At 40.3% G+C, this 21,101-nt stretch carries 20 protein-coding genes; 13 read left to right on the top strand and 7 right to left on the bottom strand.

From position 1 onward, the window contains the following. The first annotated feature begins 81 nt into the window (after window positions 1-81). From OB69_RS09315 to OB69_RS09295, 4 genes are all read left to right on the top strand, one after another. Window positions 82-1,449 carry a Gfo/Idh/MocA family protein gene (locus OB69_RS09315; RefSeq protein WP_053223449.1) on the top strand — a complete coding sequence of 456 codons (1,368 nt, stop codon included), beginning with the start codon at window positions 82-84 and terminating at the stop codon, window positions 1,447-1,449. An 899-nt stretch (window positions 1,450-2,348) separates the two neighbouring features. Beyond that, window positions 2,349-3,095: a lysophospholipid acyltransferase family protein gene (locus tag OB69_RS09305; protein ID WP_071426755.1), complete on the top strand. Its 747-nt coding sequence runs from the start codon at window positions 2,349-2,351 to the stop codon at window positions 3,093-3,095. A 50-nt stretch (window positions 3,096-3,145) separates the two neighbouring features. After that, the gene (locus tag OB69_RS09300) at window positions 3,146-4,291 is read left to right on the top strand and encodes a hypothetical protein (protein WP_053223446.1); all 1,146 of its coding nucleotides are present in this window, start codon (window positions 3,146-3,148) and stop codon (window positions 4,289-4,291) included. A gap of 136 nt (window positions 4,292-4,427) precedes the next feature. Next, the gene (locus tag OB69_RS09295; RefSeq protein WP_053223445.1) at window positions 4,428-4,667 is read left to right on the top strand and encodes a VF530 family protein; all 240 of its coding nucleotides are present in this window, start codon (window positions 4,428-4,430) and stop codon (window positions 4,665-4,667) included. A gap of 15 nt (window positions 4,668-4,682) precedes the next feature. Here the strand turns inward: OB69_RS09295 and OB69_RS09290 are convergent, their stop codons facing one another. The 5 genes from OB69_RS09290 to OB69_RS09270 all read right to left on the bottom strand — a co-directional run bounded on the left by OB69_RS09290 (window position 4,683) and on the right by OB69_RS09270 (window position 7,825). After that, on the bottom strand, window positions 4,683-4,892 hold the full coding sequence (locus OB69_RS09290; RefSeq protein ID WP_053223444.1) for an LPXTG cell wall anchor domain-containing protein: 210 nt from the start codon (window positions 4,890-4,892) through the stop codon (window positions 4,683-4,685). A 161-nt stretch (window positions 4,893-5,053) separates the two neighbouring features. Further along, window positions 5,054-5,374: a heavy metal-binding domain-containing protein gene (locus tag OB69_RS09285; protein WP_053223496.1), complete on the bottom strand. Its 321-nt coding sequence runs from the start codon at window positions 5,372-5,374 to the stop codon at window positions 5,054-5,056. Window positions 5,375-5,424: 50 nt separating this feature from the next. Further along, on the bottom strand, window positions 5,425-5,922 hold the full coding sequence (locus OB69_RS09280) for a cupin domain-containing protein (protein WP_053223443.1): 498 nt from the start codon (window positions 5,920-5,922) through the stop codon (window positions 5,425-5,427). Then, window positions 5,919-6,935: a phosphotransferase enzyme family protein gene (locus OB69_RS09275; protein ID WP_053223442.1), complete on the bottom strand. Its 1,017-nt coding sequence runs from the start codon at window positions 6,933-6,935 to the stop codon at window positions 5,919-5,921. The genes OB69_RS09280 and OB69_RS09275 overlap by 4 nt, the downstream gene beginning before the upstream one ends. After that, window positions 6,935-7,825 (bottom strand): nucleotidyltransferase family protein, encoded by an 891-nt coding sequence (locus OB69_RS09270; protein WP_053223441.1) that lies wholly within the window; start codon window positions 7,823-7,825, stop codon window positions 6,935-6,937. The genes OB69_RS09275 and OB69_RS09270 overlap by 1 nt, the downstream gene beginning before the upstream one ends. 82 nt (window positions 7,826-7,907) lie before the next feature. Here OB69_RS09270 and OB69_RS09265 point away from each other — a divergent pair, with 82 nt between their 5' ends. Beyond that, a complete protein-coding gene (locus OB69_RS09265; RefSeq protein ID WP_053223440.1) occupies window positions 7,908-9,689 on the top strand; it encodes a sodium:solute symporter family protein in 1,782 nt (593 codons plus the stop codon). 185 nt (window positions 9,690-9,874) lie between these two features. Here OB69_RS09265 and OB69_RS09255 read toward each other — a convergent pair whose 3' ends face one another. After that, window positions 9,875-11,359 carry a trypsin-like peptidase domain-containing protein gene (locus OB69_RS09255; protein WP_053223438.1) on the bottom strand — a complete coding sequence of 495 codons (1,485 nt, stop codon included), beginning with the start codon at window positions 11,357-11,359 and terminating at the stop codon, window positions 9,875-9,877. A gap of 517 nt (window positions 11,360-11,876) precedes the next feature. Between OB69_RS09255 and OB69_RS09250 the strand changes: the two genes are divergently transcribed. The 7 genes from OB69_RS09250 (at window position 11,877) to OB69_RS09220 (ending at window position 16,327) form a co-directional block, all read left to right on the top strand. Continuing rightward, window positions 11,877-13,040: a 1-deoxy-D-xylulose-5-phosphate reductoisomerase gene (locus OB69_RS09250; protein WP_053223437.1), complete on the top strand. Its 1,164-nt coding sequence runs from the start codon at window positions 11,877-11,879 to the stop codon at window positions 13,038-13,040. 3 nt (window positions 13,041-13,043) lie between these two features. Next, window positions 13,044-14,351, top strand: a complete 1,308-nt coding sequence (gene rseP / locus OB69_RS09245) for an RIP metalloprotease RseP (RefSeq protein ID WP_053223436.1) — start codon at window positions 13,044-13,046, stop codon at window positions 14,349-14,351. A gap of 213 nt (window positions 14,352-14,564) precedes the next feature. Further along, complete coding sequence (locus OB69_RS09240; protein WP_053223435.1) at window positions 14,565-14,798, top strand: hypothetical protein; 234 nt, start codon at window positions 14,565-14,567, stop codon at window positions 14,796-14,798. Continuing rightward, window positions 14,798-15,115, top strand: coding sequence for a type II toxin-antitoxin system RelE/ParE family toxin (locus OB69_RS09235; protein WP_053223434.1), 318 nt, complete (start codon window positions 14,798-14,800; stop codon window positions 15,113-15,115). Before OB69_RS09240 ends, OB69_RS09235 begins: the two co-directional genes overlap by 1 nt. 337 nt (window positions 15,116-15,452) lie before the next feature. Then, a complete protein-coding gene (locus OB69_RS09230; RefSeq protein WP_053223433.1) occupies window positions 15,453-15,710 on the top strand; it encodes a DUF6364 family protein in 258 nt (85 codons plus the stop codon). Continuing rightward, complete coding sequence (locus OB69_RS09225; RefSeq protein WP_053223432.1) at window positions 15,707-16,132, top strand: type II toxin-antitoxin system VapC family toxin; 426 nt, start codon at window positions 15,707-15,709, stop codon at window positions 16,130-16,132. The genes OB69_RS09230 and OB69_RS09225 overlap by 4 nt, the downstream gene beginning before the upstream one ends. A gap of 3 nt (window positions 16,133-16,135) precedes the next feature. Beyond that, window positions 16,136-16,327: a hypothetical protein gene (locus OB69_RS09220; protein WP_053223431.1), complete on the top strand. Its 192-nt coding sequence runs from the start codon at window positions 16,136-16,138 to the stop codon at window positions 16,325-16,327. Between the two features lie 131 nt (window positions 16,328-16,458). On the opposite strand, the gene OB69_RS09215 is transcribed toward OB69_RS09220, so the two are convergent. Next, a complete protein-coding gene (locus tag OB69_RS09215) occupies window positions 16,459-18,441 on the bottom strand; it encodes an OmpA family protein (RefSeq protein ID WP_053223430.1) in 1,983 nt (660 codons plus the stop codon). Window positions 18,442-18,607: 166 nt separating this feature from the next. Here OB69_RS09215 and lon point away from each other — a divergent pair, with 166 nt between their 5' ends. Beyond that, window positions 18,608-21,073, top strand: a complete 2,466-nt coding sequence (gene lon / locus OB69_RS09210; protein WP_053223429.1) for an endopeptidase La — start codon at window positions 18,608-18,610, stop codon at window positions 21,071-21,073. The last annotated feature ends 28 nt before the right edge of the window (window positions 21,074-21,101 follow it).

Below are 21,101 nucleotides of genomic sequence, written 5' to 3'. Positions count from 1 at the left end.
CTATTGAAAGTGAAGGAGTTAAATTTATTGACTACATCATTCGAAAAAATACCTTAATTTGAAAACCAAATTCACACAACTATGACACCTCCACTTTCCAGAAGAAACTTTATTAGAAATACGGCAACTGTTGGAGCAGCATTGCCTTTTGTATCGCCATCAATGCTTTTTTCAGATCAAAAGAAGTCTGTTATCAGAATGGGCTTTATTGGTACAGGTGAAAGAGGCCGAAGCCAATTGAATGTAGCCTTATTAAGAGACGATGTTGAAGTAGTTGCTATTTGTGATGTAGACACTACGGTTTTGCAAAAGGCCGAAGACATGATTACAAAAAGCGGAGCTAAGAAGCCAGTACGTTTTGATGGTGATGGCGAAGCTTACCACAAGATGCTCGAAATGGACAACTTGGATGCCGTATATATTGCTACCCCATGGGTTTGGCACGTGCCAATGGCCGTTGCAGCCATGAAGGCTGGAAAGGCGGTTGCCCTTGAGGTTTCTGGCGCTACCGATATTGAAGAATGCTGGGATTTAGTGAACGCACAAGAAGAAACTGGCGTGCCTTTGATGTTTATGGAAAACGTGTGTTACAGAAGAGATGTAATGGCGGTTTTAAATATGGTACGCGATGACCTGTTTGGTGAAATGATTCACCTAGAAGGCGGCTATCAGCATGACCTAAGGGCGGTAAAACTGAACGATGGTAAATCGGCTTATGGACAAGGCGTTGAGTTTGGCGAAAACGGATATAGCGAATCGAAATGGAGAACAACGCATTCGGTACATAGAAATGCAGAGCTTTACCCAACACACGGTTTGGGGCCAGTAGCAACAGCCATTAACCTGAACAGAGGTAACCGAATGGCTTATCTTACTTCCATGAGTTCGAAAAGCAGAGGTTTACACGACTATATTGTGAATCACCCGAAAGGAGGAAAAGACCACCCGAACGCTAAGGTAGATTTCAAATTGGGCGATGTGGTCACCACCATGATTAGAACAGTAAACGGTGAAACCATAAACCTTACGCACGATACCAACCTTCCAAGACCTTATTCTTTAGGCTTCCGTTTTCAAGGAACCAAAGGGCTTTGGATGGACATTAATAAATCGCTTTATGTAGAAGGACAAGGCCGACCACATCAGTGGCAGTCTGACAAAGAGATGATGGAGAAATACGATCATCCGCTTTGGAAAAAATATGGTGAAAAAGCTTCAGGTGCTGGGCATGGCGGTATGGACTTCTTCGTATTCCATGCTTTTGTTGAAGCCCTGAAAAGAGATGCACCAATGCCAATTGATGTGTATGACGGTGCAGCTTGGATGGCAGTTACTGCGCTTTCAGAACAATCTATTCTACAAGGTGGTGAACCAGTTCAGTTCCCTGACTTTACCCGTGGCAGATGGATTAACAGAAAACCGATTTTCGCATTAGACGATAGTTATTAATAGCAAAGGCCGTTCATATTAAGAGCGGCCTTATTTTTTTCTCAGTCGCTTGGCTTTGCCGAGTGGCTTTTAGCTTATTGGCTTGAAGCCAAACTTCTAGTCATCACTCGGTGCAACCGAGCGATTGCGCTTCGATTTAGGCTTAGCGAAACGCAGTGTTCTTAGCGGTAAAAAACAGCTCACTATAACATTCGCCTCTTAGAGGTCTTTTCACGTTTCACAAGACAAAACCTTATTTGTTTTATTGAACATTCTGAAGCTTCTCCCTCAGTCGCTTGGCTTTGCCGAGTGGCTTTTAGCTTATTGGCTTGAAGCCAAACTTCTAGTCATCACTCGGTGCAACCGAGCGATTGCGCTTCGATTTAGGCTTAGCGAAACGCAGTGTTCTTAGCGGTAAAAAACAGCTCACTATAACATTCACCGCTTAGAGGTCTTTTCCCATTTCACCAAATAAAACCTTAATTGTGTTGCTGAACATTCTGAAGCTTCTCCCTCAGTCGCTTGGCTTTGCCGAGTGACTTTTAGCTTATTGGCTTGAAGCCAAACTTCTAGTCATCACTCGGTATAACCGAGCGATTGCGCTTCGATTTAGGCTTAGCTAAACGCAGTGTTCTTAGTGGTAAAAAAGAATCACCGCTTCAAATTCAAGTCCATGATCTTGGCTCTTGATAAAGCAAAGCAAGAGTTAATACGATTTGTATCAAGTTAAACTAATCCACAAAAAAAGCCCAAACCGGTAAGGGTGTGGGCTGCAAGTAAAGAGTGAAGTCATCCTTTTCTTTAAATTGAGTCATGATTTGGATGAATAATCATGGTCAATTGTCATTAATTTCCGCTCAAATCTAATGACGCATTCCACATAAAAAAACTATTTTAGCTAATTCTTCAGAAAAGTTTTTATGCTGAAAAAAGGGATTCAAATACTGTATACTGCTTGGTGCGCCATTTGGTTTGTAGGCATCATGATTGCGCTGTCTCCTTTTACAGTAATTCCAAGATTGATAAGTCATAAACTGGATAAATTCAGCTACTTTTTTGCCCGTGTCTGGGTCTTCCTTTTTTCGATGATTTCTTTCATTCATTTTAAAACCCACAACCGAAAGTTAATTCAACGCGGGCAGCCATATATTTTCACTATTAATCACACTTCGTTTTTAGATGCTCCCGCTATTCCAAGGGCCATACCCGTTCCGTTAAAAGGTTTGGGCAAAAAGGAACTGGCTAAAATTCCGCTGTTTGGGTTTATTGCAAGTAGCTTTGCCGTTTGGGTAGATCGTACCAGCGAAGAAAGTAGAAAGAAAAGTGTTCAGAAACTGGTGAAAAACTTAAACCGAGGCCTTTCTATTATGGTAGCCCCAGAAGGTACACGAAACAATACCGATGAACCACTGCTTCCTTTTTATAATGGTCCTTTCAGGTTGGCCATTGAAACGGGTACTCCTATTATGCCTTTAATCATTCACGATGCCAAAAGACTGATGCCAAAAGGTCAATTGGGCTTAAAGCCTGGTGTAATTCATAATTATTTTCTTTCGCCAATTTCTACCCAAAATATGACCCAGGAAGACCTTCCAGCCCTAAAAGCTCAAGTTTACGAAATGATGAAATCTAAGATCATTGAATTAGATGAGAAGAATAAACGCTAATTTGGCATTCATTTTGGAATAGTGGCTTACTCAACCAAACAATAAAGCTTATGAAAACTTTTTTACACTCACTTTTAGCCCTTCTGGTGCTGACTATCGTAAGCTGTGCTACAGGAAAAAACGCACTCGAAAAAGGCAATTACGAAACGGCTCTAGACCGTGCCATCAATCGTTTACAATCGAACCCAGACAATAAGAAATCACAAGATGTATTGATTGAGGGTTACCGTTTGGCGAGCAATTATCATATGGATTACATTCGCATGTTGGCTGTAAATAACGACCCAAATAAATGGGAGGCTACGTACTATCAGTATAAGCAGTTGAACAGTTATTATCGTCAAATTCAACGATGCCCTGCTTGTTTGTCGCTAGTAATGCCAAAATCATATATTAGCGAAGAAAGTGAAGCAGCCAGAAAAGCTGCTGAATACCAGATAGAATTGGGAAATAACGCTTTAGCTACCAATACAATTGAAGGTGGAAGAAGGGCTTTTAAGCATTTCAATTTTGCGCTCAATTTTGATAGAAACGTACCAAACATTGACAGTCTATTGACTGACGCTAGAAACATGGGTACTGTTCGGGTTTTGATCGAACCAATTCCAATTCACTCTCGCAGTTTGGAGTTGACCAATGAGTATTTTGAAAACCGAGTAATCGAATACTTAGATAGATTTAGCCAAGGCCGATTTGTTCAGTTTTTCACTGTTGATGAAGCAGAGCAGATTGATTTGCAACCCGACCAAATCGTATCAATGCAATTTGATGATTTCGTTTTAGGCCAAACTTTGATTGAATCGAAAACCAAAGAGGTGAAGCGTGACAGTGTAGTGGTAGGTCAGTTTACTGACGACAAAGGAGTGAAGCACGATGTATATAATACTGTGAAAGCCGAATTGACGATTAACCGCAAAACGCTTTCCTCGCAGGGCGTAATGAATTTCGAAATAAGAGATGCATATACTAACCGAATTTTGACCAATCGTAAGTTGCCTAACCAAGATGTTTGGGTGCATGAATGGGCTTCGTTTAACGGAGACTCTAGAGCGCTTACCCGCGATGAAATAGAAATGAGTAAGTTGAAGGAGTTGCCTCCGCCACCCCCTCAAACCCTATTCATCGGTTTTGTAGACCGCATTTATGATCAAATAATTGGAAGTATCAGTAATTTTTACCGAGATTCTGAAATATAAATAAAGGCCTATCTTAAAGCTATTGGTCATTCTGAACTTGTTTCAGAACCTGCTTATTGTCTGTCTATTTTGACAGACCCTGAGTCAAGCTCAGGGTGACCAGTAGTAATTGAGGTAACCTTCTAAATAAAAACATATGACCACCCCAAAAGAATCTCAACCCAACAACCCTCTCCACGGAGTAAAACTGGCCGATATACTAGAGGTATTGGTAAAAAAATATGGTTGGGAAGAATTGGGCGATAGAATCAATATTCGTTGTTTTACGCACAATCCATCCATTAAATCGAGCCTTACTTTTTTGCGGAAAACGCCATGGGCCAGAGAGAAAGTAGAACAATTGTATTTACTTCTATCTAAAAGAACCGTACTCTAAATAAGAGTAATATCCCTAGTCCTTCTTCTTTTTTAAAAAGGCATAAAAGGCAAAAGCCAATACCATTACGCCAATCAAAATACCCCAAATCAAATTGGGATTTTCAGAAAGAAAGTCTGTCTCATCTGGATCATTGGCCTTGTAAATGGATTTTTGATGAACTACAGGAGTATATTCAACTGCATGGAAATGGCTTGAAGGATTTTCTATAAATGTATAAAGCATAATTAGTTTCTGTTAGTACAAGCGCTTGCTTTTAGAGCTACGCTAATTATGCTTAACTAACATTTCAAGTGGGTAAAAGTTTATTGGTGAGCATTAAAAGTAAAGCCCCGATCTGCTATAAATCGAGGCTTTATGGGATAAAAAACACCAATCGGTGAGTATTATTGATAGGTTACTGCTGTTCCGCTGGCTGTAACCATAAGCATGCTAGAACTTTGACCTATCGTTTCATAATCCAAATCAATGCCCACTACTGCGTTTGCGCCCATGGCTTGAGCCGCGTATTGTAATTCTTGCATTGCATTATTTTTTGCTTCGCGAAGCACTCGCTCATACGAGCCAGAACGCCCACCGACTAAATCGGTAATACTGGCGAAAATGTCTTTGAATAAATTGGCGCCAATAATGGCTTCGCCTGTAATTACGCCATGGTACTTTGTAATTGTGTGACCTTCGATGGTTGGGGTTGTTGTTAAAAGCATATTGTTGTTTTTGGTTTTAAGTTTTTGCCACAAATTCATGCAGCGAATAACTATGCTTTCGTGAAACGCTCAATCAGTGTTTTATGATCTGGATAAGCGGAAGCTAATGTCGAGCGATCGGCCAATTCAAAGTCTTCAAATTCGAAACCGGGTGAGACTGTGCAGCCTACTAAAATGAAGTCTCCTTGAATGATTTCCGCGGCAAACCAATGGTGTTTTGGAATTACAACTTGGAAACTTTCACCCTTTTCTAAGTCTTTCCCAATGGTTTTAGAAACCAATTTTCCTTCGGGCGAAAGCATATGAATACGGGCCGCGCCTCCATCATGAAAGTGCCAAATTTCGTCTGAGTTTAGCCTATGGAAGTTTGAAACGCTATTGGGTGTAAGCAGAAAGTAAATTGAAGTACCGAATGTTCGTGCCGATGCATAGTAATTGGGCAATGCGCTTTTTTCAATACTTTCTTCCGATCGATAGTTTTCAGCGTAATAACCTCCTTCTGGATGAGCCAGTAGGTTTAGTTTTTCAATGTAGTATTCCGCTTTCATAGCTCAATTTGTTTGTTCAGTAGTTCCAATAGTCTGAATTGATTTCTGGTCCTGATATAGTTTTCTTCCGCGAAGCTTATTTTGTAATAAGTGTCGCCATTCAGGTAATCGGCCAAAAAACGAATGGCCTGCATGTAAATCATGTATAAACCGCCAAATTCTAGATTTTGAATTTCCAGAGGTAAAAGAGACTCAGCGCAAGAAGAAAGATAACCTGATTTTAGCGCCTCTAAATAACCTTCTCTGATTTCGATTTTGCTTTCATCCAGTTCAGCTTCTTTTGTTGGGCTGAGTAAAGTGCGCATCATATCGCCAAAATCGGAGAGCACATAACCTGGGCCAGTGGTGTCTAAATCAATCACATGACGAAATTCATCGGTGCCTTCGGTCAAAAGAATGTTGTCAATTTTTGTATCGTTATGACACACCCTTAACGGCAAACCGCCCCTTATAAGTTGATTAAAGTGTTCGGCAATCCAACGGAAAGTGTTTGCCTGTTCAATAAAGTGTTGGCTTGACTCTCTTCGGTTGGCTCTATTCTGTTCAATGGCTTCGTCTAATTGTTGCAAACGCCATTTTAAGTTATGGAAATTCGGGATGGCTTCATTGAAAACGGTAGGGTCTAAAACAGACGTGACTTTGGTAAACATGCCAAAGCCCTTTCCAACTTCTTTAACCAAAGTGAGATTATTAGCAGTTGTAGGTCCATAGGCATTCACTACGAACTCTTGTAATTTCCAACAGCCACTTTGATCTACATAAAAGCATTTCCCCTTTTCGGTAGTAATGTGCCTTGCAAATACTTCTGATTGCAAGCCTTGCAGCAGGTTAAGATTGTTTTCCAAAGTTTGCGTATTCTGAAAAACTTTGGTGTTTACTTTCTGAAGTAGGTAGTTTCCGCAGTCGGTTTCAACTTTGAAGGTATCATTGATATGGCCAGAACCGAAAGGGGCAACCTTCTCGATTGCCCCTTTTAATTGGAATGCCTTTAATGCTGCTAAGGCAATGTTCATTATTTTATTTCTTCAGGGTATTTCCCGTCCGCAATCATTTTACTAATTCCGCTTACAACAAATGGTTTATCCTCCTGATAGGTTACTCCTAACCACGAAGCAGAAGTCGGTACTACCTTAACAGTAGCTTTGCCTTCGTTCATGAGGTTGTCCATTTCGGCAGGAATAAAACACTCCGACTTAGGGTTGGTGTGGTTTTCCTTCACAAAATCGATAAATTTTTCTTCGAAATGAGGAAGCGCAGAAGCTGGGAAACCCAAGAAATTCATCGACACGTAAGTATCTGGCGCGAGTGAATGCTTCACTCCATTTTCTTCATAAGTAATGTCGTCACCGTCTTTACTGATGGCCAGCGTTTCTTTAATGCCCGTTAGGGTCATGTCTTCTTTCACTTGGCAAACGCCACGATTAACCGTTCCGTGATCAGAAAGCGTGTTGACTAAGCTGTAGCCCATGATTAAGTACTCATTTTCCTTTAAGTTTTTCATGGCAGTCACCACTTCACCAAAAGATTCCTGACCATAATAATCATCGGCATTAATTACTACAAAAGGCTCATTAATGAGGTGTTTGGCAGCCAAAATAGCATGCGTTGTTCCCCAAGGTTTTTTTCTATCGGCTTCGTATGGCGCAGTATGCTCTGTGTATTCATTCTGAAAAGCATACTCCATTTTAATCTTTCCGTTGAATCGATTTTTGTAGTGCTCATCAAAAGCGTCTTTCAAATCCGTACGGATAATAAATACCACTTTAGTGAATCCAGCATTGATGGCGTCATGAATTGAATAATCCATAATGATTTCGCCATGTGGGCCAATTCCGTCCAATTGTTTATTTCCACCATATCGGCTTCCCATGCCCGCAGCCAATACTACCAAAGTCAAATCCATAATGTCCTCTATTTTAATTATAATTGTTGGCTCGAAGTTGTCGAAAAAGACAAGACGAGTCAATTTAACAAATCATTATATTATGCAGCTAGCGACACTCGATTGGATTATCATCCTCGGTTTTTTTGTCATTTTTTTGTTAATCGGCCTTAAAGTATCAAAAAAGGCAGGAACCAGCTCAAAAGAATTTTTTCTATCGGGAAGAAATATGCCTTGGTGGTTATTGGGAATTTCCATGGTGGCCACCACTTTTTCTGCCGATACCCCAAATTTGGTAACAGACATTGTGCGCCAAAATGGTGTGGCTGGTAACTGGGTATGGTGGGCTTTTCTGGTTACGGGTATGCTTACCGTTTTTGTATACGCCAAGCTTTGGAGGAAATCGGGCGTACTTACTGATTTAGAATTTTACGAAACACGCTATAGCGGAAAAGAGGCCGCCTTCTTAAGGGGCTTCCGTGCTATTTATTTAGGCGTTTTCTTTAATGTGATGATTATGGCCTCGGTTTCCTTGGCAGCCATTAAAATTGGGGAAATTATGTTTGGTTTAGAACCTTGGAAAACCATGTTATACGCTTCGGTAATTACTGTGGCTTATAGCTCTATGGGAGGACTAAGAGGGGTTATTCTTACGGATTTCTTACAGTTTTTAGTGGCTATGGTAGGTTCCATAGCCGCAGCAGTTTACATCATTAACTTGCCTGAAGTGGGTGGTTTAACAGAGCTTTTGGCCAACCCAAATGTTACGCCAAAACTGGATCTGATTCCTGACTTTAATAATAGAGAATTGTTTATTACACTTCTAGTCATTCCGCTGGCCGTCCAATGGTGGAGCGTTTGGTATCCAGGTGCCGAACCTGGTGGAGGGGGCTACATTGCCCAGCGTATGCTTTCGGCAAAGGATGAAAAAAACGCAGTTTCGGCTACTTTGCTTTTCAACATTACCCATTACGCTTTGCGCCCTTGGCCATGGATTTTGATCGCGTTGGCTTCGTTGGTAGTCTACCCTGATTTGGAGTCCATCAGATCCGCTTTCCCTAATATCTCTGAAGGAAAAATGGGCCACGATTTAGGTTATTCAGCCATGCTCCTTACTTTGCCTAAAGGGCTTTTGGGAATTGTTATTGCCTCATTAATTGCGGCTTTTATGTCTACCATTTCAACGCACCTCAACTGGGGTTCTTCTTATGTGGCCTATGATTTTTACCAAAGATTTGTGAAGCCAGAGGCAAGTGAAAAGGAATTGGTGAATGTTGGGAGAATCTCTACCGTGCTTTTAATGGTTTTTGCCGCTTTGTTTGCTTTGGTACTTACCAGTGCCTATGATGCCTTCCAAATTCTACTTAAAGTAGGTGCAGGAACGGGAGCTGTATTCTTGCTTCGTTGGTTCTGGTGGAGGGTAAATGCTTATTCTGAAATTACGGCCATGGTTGTTTCATTCATTATGGCATTACTTTTTTATGAAAAAACGGGTCCAGACTTTATGCTTGCCATACCTGGTGATTACCAGTTATTGTGGAGTGTAGGTATAACCACCATAGCTTGGGTAGGGGTTACTTTACTAACCAAACCAACTGATTATAGTAAGCTGGCTACCTTCTTCAATTCTGTAAAACCTTATGGTGTTGGTTGGAATGGCTTCAAGAAAATTGCTCAAAAAGAGGGTATTCAATTAGAAAGCCATGTTGGTCGTTTTAGCATTGACCTGATTGCAATGTTCCTCGGAATAATCATTGTTTACAGTGCGCTGTTTGGTGTTGGCATGCTGCTCTATGGTAATATTTCAACTGCAGTCATTCTACTTTCTGTTACACTGGTAAGTGTTTTACTCTTGCTACGAACTTGGAAGAAATTGACATTCTAAACTTAGGAGAAAAGCCGATTTACGGCCGAAACTGTTGGTTATTGAAAATAAAAAAGGGGCTGTCTGAAAAGTCAAGACAGCCTCTTTTTTATCCGGATACCTACCTGAGAAAGCTTTCAAATACGCGATTCTCAGAGGGTTTATTTTACTTTTTAGACACCCTCTTTTCAATTCACTAATATCTTTTACTGAAACCTATATCTTAGTGTGTTTTGTTTTCCTTTTGAGTCAAGAATATCAATCTGTATTCTTCCAGAATAACGTTCAAGGTAATTTGCTACAGCCGCTGGGTCTCCTGCCCACCTTTGGTTAATGGCCACAATAATATCTCCCTCCTTAAGGTCGCTCAACTTTCTCATAAAACCGGTATCCTTATTAATTTTGGTGATCTTCACTCCGTATTTCAGGCCGTTCTTTTCTAATTCCGCTTGAGTTAATTTTCTCATTTCGGCACCCAGAAAATCCGAGAAGTGAATGTCGTCTTCACTAAGGGCAGATTGGCTATTTAGAATATCGGTGTTCCCCAATATGTTTTCTAAAGTAACATAAGTTTGGCCTACACGCTGGTTTCTTCTGTACTCTACCAACACCTTATCGCCTGGCGACATGTAAGTGAGTAGTTCATCATAGGTAGATTTGCTATTGATGTGCTTTCCGTTTAAAGTAAGTATCACATCACCCGCCTCGAGCCCAGCTTTATCTGCTGCACTTTCTCTTCTAATCGACTGAATGAATACTCCTTTTAGGTCTTTCAGATTTTCTCTCTTGGCTAATTCTTCATTAATTTCTGCTACATCGGCACCAGTATATGCTTTTTGTACATACTTGTACTTTTTCAAATCTTCTACCGCTTTCACTACAATGTCGGAAGGCACAGCAAAACCATAACCTGCATAAGAGCCAGTTCTGGAAATAATGGAAGAGTTAATACCTACTAATTCACCATCGGTATTTACCAGAGCTCCACCGCTGTTTCCGGGGTTAATGGCGGCATCGGTTTGAATATAAAGTTCAAGCGGGAAGTTTTCTCTTAATGCGGCTGTTTCGCTGCCAATAGCGCTTACAATTCCGGCTGTTACTGTAGAGGTTAGGTTGAATGGATTACCCACTGCTAAAACCCAGTCTCCAATTCTTACATCTGAACTTTTTCCCAGTTCAATTGCTGGTAAGTTTTTCGCATCAATTTTTAGTACAGCTAAATCAAGACTAGGGTCGGTGCCCACTAGTGTTGCACGATAGGTTCTTTTTTCGTGCATTACTTCAATTTCATCTGCGCCTTCAATCACATGATTGTTAGTGATAATGTATCCATCTTTAGAGTAGATCACGCCTGAGCCTGAGCCAATGGCCACTTCGGAACTAGCGCCTTCGCGTCCATAAATGTAATCGAAGAAAGACATGCTCCTTCTGTTACGCTGTAAGTTCTTAATGTATACCACACTGCGGATGGATTTATCGGCAGCGGTTCTAAAATCTGCTGGAGTTTCAAACGGCCGAACTGTTGATTCATTATCCGCTCGGTCAGTCGTATAGCTGGCTTGCCTAATATTGGCCGGTACTTCTCGTATAATTTCATTCACTTGAGCAGGGCTCAAAAACTGTTGGAAAACAAAGGCTCCGGCCAGTCCGGCTACAAAAGCCAGAAGAATAATCTTAGCTGCGCTTTTCATATCTGTATGCTAATATTTGTTTTATCTAAATTCGAAAGAAATAGGAGGAAGTCGTTCAGAGACTTTACCTCGCAATATTCAAACATACGTAACAGAGATATTGTTGGTAATCTGTGCATTGTTAATTAAGGTTAAAAGTTAAATGGACGCATGGAGATTGTCAACTTTTGATGATTCCGACACCTCAAAAACATATCTTTGCTAAAGGCAAAGGCACATTAAGTGGGTAGCAATTTTGTTTGTATAGAAACGTCAGATTTTGCAAAGAACTTTCTCATTTGGAGGCCTTTGAAAAAGACCTAAATTTGCAGCTTCGAAAAATGAATTCTTACTAAGGTCATCTGATTTTGTGTAGTATTCGAAAAACGCTGAAAGTAAAATGATTGTCGCGCGATGCTTTCAGAAAGTAGATTAAATCGCAGGGCAAGTAAGGCGAATAAAATAATTGACTTCGCCTTTCAAACTACCGTAAACTTGCAGATGCACTTTTACATTATCTGAAATAGTTAAGCAATACGTGGAAGAAATTAAGAAGAAGCACATTGCCATTTTGGGCTCCACTGGCTCTATCGGCACGCAGGCCTTAGAGGTAATTCAAGCCAATCCAGATCGTTTTCAGGTGGAAGTGCTTACCGCACAAAACAACTGCGATTTACTGATTGAACAGGCCGTTACCTTCAAACCGAATGCGGTGGTCATTGGTAATGAAAATCATTACGACAAAGTTTTTGACGCTTTAGACCGACTCGATATTAAGGTTTATGCTGGCGAAAATGCTCTTTCTTCGGTAGTGCAAATGGACAGCATTGATTTGGTGCTTACTGCTTTGGTGGGTTATGCGGGTTTAAGACCAACTATTAAAGCCATTGAAAGCGGAAAGCCAATTGCTTTGGCCAATAAAGAAACTCTGGTGGTGGCTGGTGAACTGATTACTGCTTTGGCCGAAGAGTATGGCGTGAACATTTACCCCGTAGATTCTGAGCATTCGGCTATTTTCCAATGCTTGGTGGGGGAATTCCATAACCCAATCGAAAAAATTATACTTACTGCTTCTGGTGGTCCGTTCCGTGGAAAGGATACCAACTTTCTTAAAACAGTAACCAAAGAACAAGCCCTGAAACACCCCAACTGGGACATGGGCGCAAAAATCACAATCGATTCGGCTTCTTTGATGAACAAAGGATTGGAAGTGATTGAAGCCAAATGGCTCTTCAACCTAAAGCAAGAGCAGATTGAAGTCATTGTGCATCCGCAATCAATTATTCATTCGATTGTGCAGTTTGAAGACGGTAGCATGAAAGCACAAATGGGTTTGCCCGACATGAAGCTGCCGATTCAATTTGCCATGACTTACCCTGAAAGAATCAAAACCGACTTTCCAAGGTTCGATTTCTTGAATTATCCTGCACTTACTTTTGAGCAGGCCGATACAAAGACTTTCCGTAACTTGGCACTGGCATATGAGGCCCTTAAACAAGGCGGAAACATGGCTTGTATATTGAATGCTGCCAATGAGGTGGCGGTAGAGAAATTCCTTAAAGATGAAATCAGCTTCTTAGGAATGTCCGATGTAGTTGAAGCTTGTATGCAAAAAGTATCCTTTGTTAAAAAGCCAACGTATGAGGACTATGTCTTTACAGACGAGGAGACGAGAAAAATAGCATTTGAACACATAATTTAATTAATGGAAACTATAGTACAGATTGCTCAGCTATTGCTGGCCCTATCAATTCTGGTAGGAATTCACGAAGCAGGCCATATGCTTGCCGCTCGTTTTTTTGGAATGAAAGTGGAGAAATTCTTCATTGGCTTTCCTCCAAAAGTGTTCAGTTTTAAAAAGGGAGATACAGAATACGGTTTAGGTGCTATTCCATTGGGTGGCTTTGTTAAAATATCTGGGATGATCGATGAATCTATGGATAAGGAGCAAATGAAACAAGAGCCACAACCATGGGAATTCCGTTCTAAACCAGCTTGGCAGCGTTTAATCGTAATGTTAGGTGGAATTATCGTAAACGTAATCGCAGGTATTATTGCCTTTGTAATTCTTACTTACAATCAGGGAGAAGCTTATATTCCAGCCAAATTTTCAAAAGAATATGGTGTAGTTGCTGGTGAAATTGCTCAAGAAGTAGGTTTCCAAACTGGCGACAAGGTAATCATGGTAAACGGTGCTGATTACGACCGTTTTGGCGACATCACCAGTGGTGAAACGCTACTTACTACCGATGGCTACTGGACAGTAGAGCGTAACGGACAGCAGCTTGATATTCCAATTCCGAAAGGCTTTTTGAACAATTTGAGCGATGAAGAATTTCAATCTAAATTCTTAGAACCAAGACAGCCGTCAATTGTAGGGGGCTTGCAAGAAGGATTTAACATTCCATTACAGGAAGGAGATAAAATTTTACAGGCCAACGGTGTTGAAGTTCAATATTTTGACCAGTTGAGGTCTGAGATGGCAAACTATGCAGGTCAAAATGTGGCTTTCTTAATTGAGAGAAATGGTCAGGAAGTGACGGTGAATCTTGATGTAAATGAAGAAACTCAAATAGGTATTGCTTTGGCGCCAGCCTACGAAATAAGTGAATATACTTTAGCCGAAGCTATTCCAAGAGGTACCTCAAAAGCATTTGGCGCTGTAATTCTCAACGCCAAGGCCATGGGCAAAATGTTCAAGTTCAATGGCGAAATGTCTGCCAGAAATATGAGTGGCCCAATCGGTATCGTCAACATGTTCCCTAAAACTTGGGACTGGAATGCATTCTGGGGAATTACAGGCTTTATTTCAATGGTATTGGCCTTTATGAACTTATTGCCAATTCCGGCATTGGACGGTGGACACGTAATGTTCCTGCTTTTCGAAATGGTATCGGGCAAAGCGCCTTCAGATCAATTCCTTGAAAACGCCCAAAAAGTGGGTATGGTTATTCTCCTTTTACTAATGGTATTTGTATTCGGAAACGATATTCTAAAGCTTTTCGGAATTTAGACTGAACCAAAAATTTTAATAAAAAAGGTGCTTGAAAGGGCACCTTTTTTTGATTTTACACCTAGACGAAAACTTTTAGAATAAGCCAAGTTTTGCTAAACGATTTACTTTAATTGGACGTTATTCAACACAAGAAGCAAACTGTTTATCTCGCCAATTCAAGAAAAATTATAGCTGAATTGATTTTTTGTATCTTTGATAAAACCTTAGAAAATGAATTTAGAAGCCCGAAAAATAGAATTTGTTCAGGAGTTCTTAAAACTTCAAAGTGAGGAGGCGGTTTCTCGTCTTGAAAATATATTGAAAAAGGAGAAGAGTACTTTAGACAATCTAGGACTTGAGTCAATGACTGAAGGTGAGTTGAACAAACGAGTTGACCAATCAGAGGCTGATTTTGAAAACAATCGATTTAAAAGCAGTTCAGAACTTTTAGCTAAATATGAATAATGATTTTGAAAATTATTTGGTCTGAATTTGCTGAAAATCAACTGGATGAGATTTATAATTACTACGAAAAGAAGGCAAGTCCAAGTATTGCAAAAAAACTTGTGAAGGAGATTATCAGCGAACCTGAAAAGTTGATAAAAGCACCATTCATAGGACAAGAAGAAGAGTTGCTCAAGCAGCGAAAAATTGGATATAGATATTTAGTTTTCAAAAACTATAAGCTGATTTATTCAGTGGACACAGAAAACGGTTTTGTAAAAATTGCAGACGTTTTTGATACTCGACAAAACCCACCGAAACTAAAAAGAATCAAATAGAATTAATTGCCAATCGAGTAGACGATCTTGAGTCAATAGTAGTTAATCTCTCCCGAACCTCACCCTCGATTGTATAGAGGATGCCACACCAACTCACTTTCAAACCGATAACTCAATCCGTGAATTATAATGCTTTTGGGCCTTGCTAATTCCCACCCTCTTCCTGCGCTTCTCTATAAATTTCAAAATCTACCCTGCGGTTAAGGGTTTGGCTTTTAGGGCTTTCATCCTTCACTCAGGCATAATTAGCCTTCTACCAACAACCAAACCATCAATCAAAGTGTTTTTATAATACGTCTAAATTATTTATATTTGTACGTATAATAAAAAGATTGCTATGGATACAAAATTGACTTTAAAGCTTGACAAACAAGTAATCGACAAAGCAAAGGCATATGCTTCATCTCAAAAGAGAAGTCTCTCTCGCTTGATTGAATCTTACTTAAAAACACTAATTGATACGGAAGACGCCTTCTCACAAGACAATATTAAGATATCTCCCTTTGTGAAAAGCATGCAAACAGGAGTTAAAATACCTGTCGATTTAGATTATAAAAAAGCCTACGGTGACCACCTCGCAGAGAAGTACAAATGAAAGACAGACTATTTCTAGACACTAATATCGTAATCGATTTACTGGGCGAGCGTGCATCTTTCTACGAATCTGCGGCAAAAATTGCAACGCTTGCAGACAAAGGGAAAGTACATATTATCGTCTCCGCTTTAACTTACTCAACAGTGTATTACCTTCTCTCCAGATATGAGGACAATGAGGTCGTAAAAGAGAAAATGAGAAAACTTAAAGTCATTGCTGAAACTTCAGATTTAACAGACAAAATTATTGACCAAGGACTTTCTTCAAAGTTTGCTGATTTTGAAGATGCTCTACAATACTATTGTGCAGTAAAAACCGAGTGCAATATACTCATTACCCGAAATGGGAAAGATTTTAAAGCGTCAGAAATTTCCGTTTTGACTCCTGATGAATATTTGAAGAGCAGAAAAATAAAGCCTTAGTAAATGAATTTAGAAGCTCAGAAAACAGGTAATATGAAGAGTTCTTTAAGTGAGGAGAAGTTTTCTTGTCATGAAAAAACATTGAAAAAGGAAAGGGATTTTTCCAGCAAACGAGAACTTGAACCAATGGCTCAAGTTGAATTGAACAAACGAATTGACCAATCAGAATCTGATTTTTCAAAACAATCGATTTAAAAGTAGTTCAGATCTTCTAGCCAAATACAAATTATTCAAAACCCTCCCATCCTCGATTGTATCGAGGATGCCGTTGAAGTCGGTTTCAAACCGATAACTCACTGAGCGAATCCGAATACTTTTAGGCCTTGTTAATTTCCTTCCTCCTGCGCCTCTCTATAAATTTCAAACTCTACCCTGCGGTTGACTGCGCGGTCTTCGTCCGTTTTTTCTTCTTTAACAATGGGTCGTTGGCTTCCGTAGCCAATGGCATTAATGCGTTCACTATTTACACCGCCATCCACAATCCAGTTTTTAATCGATTGGGCTCTTTGTTGGGAAAGGGCAAGATTTAAAACGGCATCGCCACTAGAATCGGTATGGCCAGATACATTCAGTTTGAATGATGGATGATCAATTAGAAAGTCCACCACTTTCTTCAGGTCACTCTCCATTTCTGGAAGTATGTTTGACTTCCCATTTTCAAACTCTAAAGAGGCAAATTCAATTTTACTGGCCACACGTTCTACAATACCCTCATATTCAGTATCGCCATCTAGAAAAAACATCTTTTCTAGACGGAAAAAATCATCTCCTTGAATCACCACCAAATAATTTCTTTGATTGATTAAGTCGAATTCAAAAGTGCCGTCTTCACGGGCAAATTTAGGGGCCACTTCTACCCCTTCATCCAAATCGATGATGGAAACCACCATATTTTGAGGAATCTTTCCTGTCACGCTCTGTATTTTTCCCATAAAACGAGTAGTCGCCAAAGGCTGTCCGCCCATGGGTAATGGAAAGGAAAAAAGATCCAGATTTTTCATACTTTTTTCCTCTGAGCGAGAGTAAAAAATATCTTTAGAAGCTTTATCGATGGTAAAGTAAAACTCCGTTCCAGGGCCATTTACCAAAGGTCCAATATTGATCGGTTCCGAAAAATTGATTCCTACTTTGTAAGCTTTATAGATGTCGTAATCCCCAAAATTCAACAAGTGCCCATTGCTACTAAAGTACAGCACATTGTGTTCGGGGTGATAAAAAGGGCTTACTTCATTCTGACGCGTGTTTACAATGGGGCCTAAATTCTGGGGTTGAACCCATTTGTTTTGCGAATTTTTATAAGTGTAATATAAATCGGCCAAGCCGAATCCACCCTGACGGTCAGATGAAAAATAGAGCGTGTCTTCAGTAGGTGAAAGCGTAGGGTGCGAGTCCCAGCCTTTGGAGTTGATCAATTCTCCCATATTTTTGGGTTCTGTCCAAATAGTATCGCCCTGAAAAACGGAGGTGTACAAATCACAATTCCCAAAACTATCGGGGGCATCGCAGCGTGAGAAGAAAATGGTATTTCCATCCTTGGTCATTGCAGCCGAACCTTCGTTGTATTTGCTATTGATTGCTTCAAAAGGTTTGGCTTCGCCCCAGCCATTTTCGGTACTTTGGGCTATAAAAATATCTTCATTACTAATTACTTTAATGCCTTCATTATGGGCATTTCTTTTGGAAGTGAACAGTAAAATTTCATCGCCTTTGGCTACGCTAGGTGCATAATCTTCCATTAAAGAGTTGATTTTATTTCCCATGGAGGTCAGTACGCCACGTGGCGGAATAAGTGTATCTACCTGCCTGCGGTACTCCACCAACTCATAATAATACTCCAACGGAACATAGTATTCCATCTTATTGAGGTTGATGGAATCATACCGCGCTAGTACGTCTTCAATCGGAAGCCCCCTTCGATGATGTTTTAGTACAAGGCTGTACAGTGGTCTCGCTTGGTCTACCGTACCAAATACCTCCGTCAGTTTGGCTAGTCTCCACAAATAATAGGTTTGATAAGCAAAGTTTTGAATTCCGAAATTGGAGACATACTCTTTTAATTCAGGATACAGCTCCTTCCAGTTCTTTTCCTTATCGAGTTTATCTATTCTTTTAAGCTGTTTATCGTTGGTGTAAAGCCCAACCTTGTTTATATTTCTAAAGATGATGTCCGTAATTTCAACAGATACCGAATCGGAATTCAATTCTACGAGCTCGGCTTTCTTATTGTCTTTCTTTTTTTTGAAAAACTGTCCATGTACTGTAGAGTTACAGTATAACAGTACGACCGCAATGAGTAGTATCGGTCTCATTCTTTTCAAGTGTTTTAGTCTCTTTTTAGTAAAAGATACATCAAATTACGTGTTTTTCAGTGCAATTAAAAAACCGTTCATGACACATTGCCGTTTGGCACACGGCTTGCAATTTAGGTCGTCCAAATTTATTTAAGCACAAACGTGTCAATCTGGCACTTTATATATGAAAATTAATAACCAAATGTTCGGATCCATGATAGCCAGCGATATCGATGACGATGAAGCAGGTGATCTTATTCAGGTAATTGGGGGCGAAGATGACGAAGAGTTAAACGAAGCCAACCAACCAGATGAATTGCCGATTTTGGCGGTACGCAATACAGTATTATTTCCAGGAGTACTCATTCCTATTACTGTTGGTCGCCAAAAGTCGATTAAGGTGGTGAAGAATGCATACAAAGGAAACCGTCTTGTGGGGGTTCTTACCCAAGAAAACCCAAAAATAGACGACCCTACCCAAAAGGATCTTTTCAGAATAGGAACAGCCGCCAAGATTGTAAAAATGTTGGTGTTGCCTGATGGAAATACCACCATCATTATTCAAGGTAAAAGCAGGTTTGAGGTAGAAGAATATACTACTGAAGCACCTTATATGAAGGCCAAGGTGAAGTATTTACCGGAAAACTTCCCGAAAAGACTGAGTAAAGAAGTAAAGGCTATTTTACAGTCGGTTAGAGATGCGGCAAATAAAATTATGTCGCTTAATCCTGAAATTCCGAAGGAAGCACAGGTGGCCTTGGACAATATAGATAAGACCAGTTTCTTGATTCATTTCCTTTGCAGTAACATCAATACGGAGGCCAAGGAAAAGCAAAAGCTTTTAGAAATCAATGATGGTATTGAGCGTGCAACGGCTTTGCTTCAGTACATGCTGAAAGAGGTGCAATTGCTTGAACTTAAGCATGAAATTCATAGCAGAGTTCATTCAGACATAGATCAGCAACAACGCGATTATTTCTTGCGTCAGCAAATGAAAGTGTTGCAAGATGAACTGGGAGAAGATGGCCCAGAGCGTGAAGTGGAAGCCCTCAGAAAGAAAGGGGAAAGTAAAAACTGGCCAGAAAAAGTCGGTACGCACTTCAATAAAGAGTTGGACAAAATTCTTCGGATGAACCCAATGGCAGCGGAATACCCAATTTCCATGAATTATGCCGAATTGATGACCGATTTGCCTTGGGGAGAATACTCTGAGGATAACTTAGACCTAAAGCGAGCTAAGAAAATTTTGGACAAAGATCACTTTGGTTTAGAGAAAGTAAAGGATAGAATTCTCGAATACTTGGCCGTACTTAAGTTGAAAAACGATTTGAAGGGGCCAATTCTTTGCCTTTACGGCCCTCCAGGTGTAGGTAAAACCTCTTTGGGAAGAAGTATAGCCAAGGCCTTGAACCGTCAGTATGTCAGAATGTCTTTAGGCGGAATTCATGATGAAGCTGAAATTCGTGGGCACCGTAAAACTTATGTGGGCGCCATGCCGGGCAAGGTGATCCAAAACATAAAAAAATCGAAAACTTCGAACCCAGTATTTGTACTGGACGAAATAGATAAGGTAAACTCAAACTTCCGTGGCGATCCATCTTCAGCTTTGTTAGAGGTGCTCGACCCTGAGCAAAATGCAGAGTTTACCGACAACTACTTAGAGGTGGAGTACGACCTTTCTAAGGTATTGTTTGTAGCCACGGCCAACTCATTGGACACCATTCAGCCTGCCTTGCGCGACAGAATGGAGATCATTGAGGTGTCGGGTTATACGGTTGAAGAAAAAATGGAGATCGCTAAAAGACACCTTGTTCCGAAGCAAAAAGAGGAACATGGCTTGAAGTCTACGGATTTAGTTTTCGATAAAAAGTCGCTTCAGAAAATAATCGATGAATATACCCGTGAATCTGGTGTTCGAAACTTGGAAAGAAAGATTGGTTCTGTGGTTAGAAGTGCCGCTAAATCAATTGCTTTAGAAGAAGAATATCCTAAAAAAGTGACCGCTGAATACATTGAAAAAGTACTTGGCGGCCCTGTCTTCGACAAGGAAACTTACGATAACAACGATTTAGCTGGTGTAGTTACAGGCTTGGCTTGGACCTCCGTTGGTGGTGAAATTCTTTTCATCGAAACTAATTTGAGTCGAGGTAAAGGCAAATTGACACTTTCGGGTCAGTTGGGTGATGTAATGAAAGAATCAGCCGTAGCTGCGCTTTCTTACTTGAAGTCTGAAGCACATAAATACGATATCGACTACCGCGTTTTCGATAAATACGATTTGCATATACATGTGCCTGCGGGTGCAGTACCAAAAGATGGCCCTTCTGCGGGTATCACCATGCTTACTGCCATTACTTCGGTATTTACGCAGCGCAAGGTGAAGAACAAACTGGCGATGACAGGCGAAATCACATTGCGTGGTAGAGTGTTGCCGGTGGGCGGAATCAAGGAAAAAATTCTTGCTGCGCGAAGAGCTGGTATCAAAGAATTGATTTTGAGCAAAAAGAATGAGAAAGACATTCTTGATATTGACGAACGATATACCAAAGGCCTCAGCATACATTATGTTGAAACAGCCGAGGAGGTGTTAGAATTGGCATTAATGAAGCAAAAAGTAGCCAATGCTATTGATCTAGTAGTAGAAGACTAAAATTCAAACTATTTTAAGGGGAAGAACT

The sequence above is a fragment of the Roseivirga seohaensis subsp. aquiponti genome (assembly GCF_001267955.1).
GTDB lineage: Bacteria > Bacteroidota > Bacteroidia > Cytophagales > Cyclobacteriaceae > Roseivirga > Roseivirga seohaensis.
The sequence above is the reverse complement of the archived record's forward strand: the minus strand, read 5'-3'. Positions and strand labels throughout refer to the sequence as shown.

Excerpts from the sequence above, each read along its gene's own strand:
- OB69_RS09265 (WP_053223440.1), top strand. The coding sequence starts at position 7,908 with ATGCAGCTAGCGACACTCGATTGGATTATCATCCTCGGTTTTTTTGTC.
- OB69_RS09280 (WP_053223443.1), bottom strand. The coding sequence starts at position 5,922 with ATGAAAGCGGAATACTACATTGAAAAACTAAACCTACTGGCTCATCCA.
- OB69_RS09215 (WP_053223430.1), bottom strand. The coding sequence starts at position 18,441 with ATGAGACCGATACTACTCATTGCGGTCGTACTGTTATACTGTAACTCT.
- OB69_RS09300 (WP_053223446.1), top strand. The coding sequence starts at position 3,146 with ATGAAAACTTTTTTACACTCACTTTTAGCCCTTCTGGTGCTGACTATC.
- OB69_RS09220 (WP_053223431.1), top strand. The coding sequence starts at position 16,136 with ATGAATTTAGAAGCTCAGAAAACAGGTAATATGAAGAGTTCTTTAAGT.
- lon (WP_053223429.1), top strand. The coding sequence starts at position 18,608 with ATGAAAATTAATAACCAAATGTTCGGATCCATGATAGCCAGCGATATC.
- OB69_RS09225 (WP_053223432.1), top strand. The coding sequence starts at position 15,707 with ATGAAAGACAGACTATTTCTAGACACTAATATCGTAATCGATTTACTG.
- OB69_RS09275 (WP_053223442.1), bottom strand. The coding sequence starts at position 6,935 with ATGAACATTGCCTTAGCAGCATTAAAGGCATTCCAATTAAAAGGGGCA.
- OB69_RS09230 (WP_053223433.1), top strand. The coding sequence starts at position 15,453 with ATGGATACAAAATTGACTTTAAAGCTTGACAAACAAGTAATCGACAAA.
- rseP (WP_053223436.1), top strand. The coding sequence starts at position 13,044 with ATGGAAACTATAGTACAGATTGCTCAGCTATTGCTGGCCCTATCAATT.
- OB69_RS09285 (WP_053223496.1), bottom strand. The coding sequence starts at position 5,374 with ATGCTTTTAACAACAACCCCAACCATCGAAGGTCACACAATTACAAAG.
- OB69_RS09305 (WP_071426755.1), top strand. The coding sequence starts at position 2,349 with ATGCTGAAAAAAGGGATTCAAATACTGTATACTGCTTGGTGCGCCATT.
- OB69_RS09315 (WP_053223449.1), top strand. The coding sequence starts at position 82 with ATGACACCTCCACTTTCCAGAAGAAACTTTATTAGAAATACGGCAACT.
- OB69_RS09270 (WP_053223441.1), bottom strand. The coding sequence starts at position 7,825 with ATGGATTTGACTTTGGTAGTATTGGCTGCGGGCATGGGAAGCCGATAT.
- OB69_RS09295 (WP_053223445.1), top strand. The coding sequence starts at position 4,428 with ATGACCACCCCAAAAGAATCTCAACCCAACAACCCTCTCCACGGAGTA.
- OB69_RS09255 (WP_053223438.1), bottom strand. The coding sequence starts at position 11,359 with ATGAAAAGCGCAGCTAAGATTATTCTTCTGGCTTTTGTAGCCGGACTG.
- OB69_RS09290 (WP_053223444.1), bottom strand. The coding sequence starts at position 4,892 with ATGCTTTATACATTTATAGAAAATCCTTCAAGCCATTTCCATGCAGTT.
- OB69_RS09240 (WP_053223435.1), top strand. The coding sequence starts at position 14,565 with ATGAATTTAGAAGCCCGAAAAATAGAATTTGTTCAGGAGTTCTTAAAA.
- OB69_RS09235 (WP_053223434.1), top strand. The coding sequence starts at position 14,798 with ATGATTTTGAAAATTATTTGGTCTGAATTTGCTGAAAATCAACTGGAT.